Below are 3,894 nucleotides of genomic sequence, written 5' to 3' on the forward strand. Positions count from 1 at the left end.
AATAAAAAAGACTATGTTTTCAGCCAAAACTTTTATGGTGAGTCGCTGAGTGTCGATAAGCTACTCGCTATCATCAGGCATTATCGGGGGCAGTGTGAGGTATTGGAAGTCATGTGTCATCCTGCCTACATCGATCAGCCCTTGCTTGAATCGAGTGGCTATGCCTTACCCAGAGCGATGGAGTTAGAGATCCTTACTGATGCAAGGCTGGGAGAATCACTAGAACAATGGGGGGTGACGGTGGGGAATTTTCTGTCCATTAAAGGCTAATGCTTTTCAACAGTCATCGAAATAGCAGTTGTCAGTAGTGCACCTTCCCCCCTAAATCGTTATGGGTGCTCTCTACTGGCAACTTGCTATGTGTCGGGCCCGTGGATAAGGATGTGGTCATTACTGGCTTCATGTGCTTATAAAATCATTCTATAGTCGCTAACTGGATTTATAAGCCGGAGATGATGGTGGATAATTTATGCTGAAGGAGGAAATGCAACTGCCATGGCAAGTATAAAAGATGTTGCAGCATTGGCCGGGGTTCACCGCTCAACAGTATCGCGAATTATAAATGGGGAAGGGACATTTCGTTCTGATACCAAAAGGAAAGTTGAGCAAGCGATGACCGATCTCAACTACCGGCCAAGTGCTATTGCCCGCTCGCTGGCCACTGCCTCATCCAATATGACCGGGCTGCTTGTTACCTATTATACCGGTGGCTTCTTTGGTCAAATGATGGAGCAAGTACAGGCAGAGCTGGATCAGCACAATAAGTTTCTTATTACAGCACAAGGGCATCACAGCGCGGAAGGGGAGCGGGAAGCGATTAGGCGGTTCCATGCGCTTAGGTGTGAAGGGTATGTTTTGAATAGCCGCCACTTAAGTGATGATGAGTTGAGGGCATTAGCACAAGAGCCTACCCCGTTTGTGCTCTTGGATAGGGTGGTCGAAGGTTTGGAGCCACGCTGTATTACTTTTGATCATCCTCTGGCGGCAAAATTAGCGGTGGAGCATCTGATACAGCAGGGGCATCGTAATATCGGCTGTATTTCCGGGGCACTGAGCCGAACAAGTAGCCACCTCCGTCTACAGGGGTACAAAGAAGCGTTGCAGCAGGCGGATATCAGGTTCGAGCCTGCGCTTTGTGTTGAAGGGGACTATGGAAGGAAAAGTGGCTATTTAGCAGCAAAACAGCTACACCGTTCTGCACCTGCAATGACGGCTTTGTTTTCATGTAGTGAGGAAATGACCCTCGGAGCATTGCAATATTTTCATGAACAGAGTGTTATTTTGCCGCAACAACTCTCCTTGATCAGTTTTGATAGTATTGAGCTTTGTGACGCGCTTTACCCGCAGGTATCGTCGGTTCACTTTCCCATTAGTCAAATGGCCCAAACGGCCGTTGAACTCTTGATGTGTCAAATTAACCAAAAAGAGTGCGCTATCACCCAACACTTTTTACCCGAGTTACGCTTTCGAGGCAGTGTAAGCAAGCAGGCAGTCCCTACAGCGTGATTTTCGAACATTCATAGTAATGGCTGAGGGCGATTTGGAAGCGCCGGTTTTTAAACGTTGCGGTGGCGTTCTGAGCGTATTGGCTGCATACCATACGCTTGAGCGGCGGTTTTCGATAAGGGTTAAAAAAATGATTGTCTATCAGGCTGATATACGTATAATGAGCCGCATCTGCCCGGGTGGCGAAATTGGTAGACGCAGCGGATTCAAAATCCGCCGGTGAATAACTGTGCCGGTTCAAGTCCGGCCCCGGGCACCATTTTAAAATGACAAAGCCTCGACGAAAGTCGGGGCTTTGTTGTATCTAAACCTCAGCAAACTGAACTTTCTTCTCATAACTCACCACTCGAGCTGTCACTTGGTAAAAGATTGCTTATAGTAGCTATCCCACAGCAATGATATGAATTAGGCCATGCCGCCAAGGAAAGAGCCAAGCCCGGCTATCACTGTTATTGAACTGATAAAGCAGCAGATCAACCAGCAAGTTTGGTTGCCAGGTGAGCGAATCCCATCGATTCGTAAAATGAGTCAATTGCAGTCCATCAGCCCAATGACGGTGATGAAAGCTTATGAGCAGTTGGAGCTTGATGGCTGGATCCGTGCCAAGCCACAAAGTGGATATTTTGTCGCGCCGCATTTTAACCAACTTAATGCCCCGTCATTACCGCATCCTCAGGTCGTAAACCAATCTATCAACATCAACCGGCATGTTTTTGAAGTCATGAAAGGCATCAAGCAGCCAGGTGTGATCCCCTTTGGCTCTGCATTTCCCGACCCTAGTCTATTCCCGGTGCCGACATTAGGCCGGTTGTTGAGTCGCGCAGTGAAAACCATGCCATACGATAGTGGTATTACTGATTTAGCGCCTGGGTGTGAGTCTTTGCGGCGGGCAATCAGCCAGCGATATGCCAAAGCGGGTATTAATGTTAGTACCGATCAAGTCGTGATTACCTCCGGGGCAACAGAAGCACTCGGATTGGGCTTAGCAGCTGTGACAAAGCCTGGTGATACGGTACTGGTTGAGTCACCTGCATTCTATGGCGTCCTTCAGGCTATTGAAAGGCTTCATCTCAAGGCTGTTGAGGTACCTGTCTGTCCTGTGAAAGGTCTAGATATGGCAGCACTGATAACTTGCATAGAGCGCTACCCTATCAAAGCATGCTGGTTGATGAGCAATTTCCAAAATCCAACAGGAGCGAGCCTTTCCCCTGAGCGGCAACAAGCTGTGTATGATCTTCTGGTAGCCCAAAATATTGCCATTATAGAAGATGATGTTTATGGCGAGCTCTATTACGGGGCGAGTAAACCTTCTTGCTTCAAGTCTATAGATAGTAAAGGGATGGTGATCCATTGCGCTTCATTCTCTAAATCCCTTGCGCCAGGGTTTCGTATTGGTTGGACTCTTGCTGGACGGTTCACCCAGCAAGTTACCGAACTTCAGTTTATGTCGACCCTCTCGGCCCCCGTACCCAACCAGCATGCCATTGTCAGTTACATAAAGGAGGGGAGATATGATAGCCACCTGCGACAACTGCGCCGAACGTTGTTAGCGAGGCAGCAGACAATGAGGGAAGCCATTCAGCGATTGTTCCCTGTTGGTACGACAGTTACCAAACCGGATGGGGGGTATTTTCTATGGGTTGGGCTCCCATTTGATGTAGATAGCTCCGAGTTGTTAGCACTATTACTAGAGCGGTATCGTATCAGCATAGCTCCTGGTACGTTGTTTTCTCTGGACGAGAAGTACCGTCATTGTATTCGTATTAATAGTAGTTATGAGCTCACCGCTCAAAATTACGAGGCATTGAGCTCACTGGCCCAACTACTCAGCTGCCATAAACAATAAACTGTTTCGATATTTGTTACGCAAACTGTACTACCTGAATTTATCAGTTCTCCTATTCAATATTGGTGTATTGAAGACAGAAGGAGGAAAACATGGGATGGAAAGGTATTACAGCAGAGCTGAAGCTGATAATTGTTGCTGTTGGGTGTGCGTTGTTGTTGGTTTTTGGCCACCTCATTTTGGCCAAACAGCTGATTCAATACGCTTGGGTTGAGTATACAGCAGCCGGAATCCCCTTTTTATTGTTTGCTATTGCCGCTTGGGCGATACGTTATACCTTACGTTTGGAGCAGAAAAACTAGGTGTTTACAGAATAGGCCTTTGCTTAATGGGAGTGGCTTGTAGGGGATTTATGCGCAAAATAGAGCTATTGTCTGTTTATTGAGCGCTTGGTTAATTTAAATGAAATAAATGCATTTTTGCTATTGCCAATGTGATCGAAGTCTCTATAATGCCACCTCACCGACACGGAGCACGGCAACTTAAGCCGGCAACGTAGCGGATTGTTCTTTAACAATTTGACCATGCAATCTGTGTGGGCA

4 protein-coding genes and 1 tRNA gene are annotated in these 3,894 nt (G+C 47.2%); all 5 read left to right on the forward strand.

All coding sequences use genetic code 11. From position 1 onward, the window contains the following. Window positions 1–270, forward strand: a 270-nt coding sequence (locus BIZ37_RS29620) for a ChbG/HpnK family deacetylase (protein ID WP_222939894.1), incomplete at its 5' end; no start/stop codon positions are given. Window positions 271–495: 225 nt separating this feature from the next. Continuing rightward, window positions 496–1,506 carry a LacI family DNA-binding transcriptional regulator gene (locus BIZ37_RS29625; protein ID WP_187464597.1) on the forward strand — a complete coding sequence of 337 codons (1,011 nt, stop codon included), beginning with the start codon at window positions 496–498 and terminating at the stop codon, window positions 1,504–1,506. Window positions 1,507–1,679: 173 nt separating this feature from the next. Next, window positions 1,680–1,765 (forward strand) — tRNA-Leu (locus BIZ37_RS29630). Window positions 1,766–1,918: 153 nt separating this feature from the next. Continuing rightward, window positions 1,919–3,352 (forward strand): PLP-dependent aminotransferase family protein, encoded by a 1,434-nt coding sequence (locus tag BIZ37_RS29635; RefSeq protein WP_187464598.1) that lies wholly within the window; start codon window positions 1,919–1,921, stop codon window positions 3,350–3,352. Between the two features lie 92 nt (window positions 3,353–3,444). Further along, complete coding sequence (locus BIZ37_RS29640; protein ID WP_107299544.1) at window positions 3,445–3,654, forward strand: hypothetical protein; 210 nt, start codon at window positions 3,445–3,447, stop codon at window positions 3,652–3,654. Window positions 3,655–3,894: the final 240 nt, after the last annotated feature.

Origin of the sequence: Photobacterium sp. BZF1 (genome assembly GCF_014349205.1) — a bacterium.
GTDB lineage: Bacteria > Pseudomonadota > Gammaproteobacteria > Enterobacterales > Vibrionaceae > Photobacterium.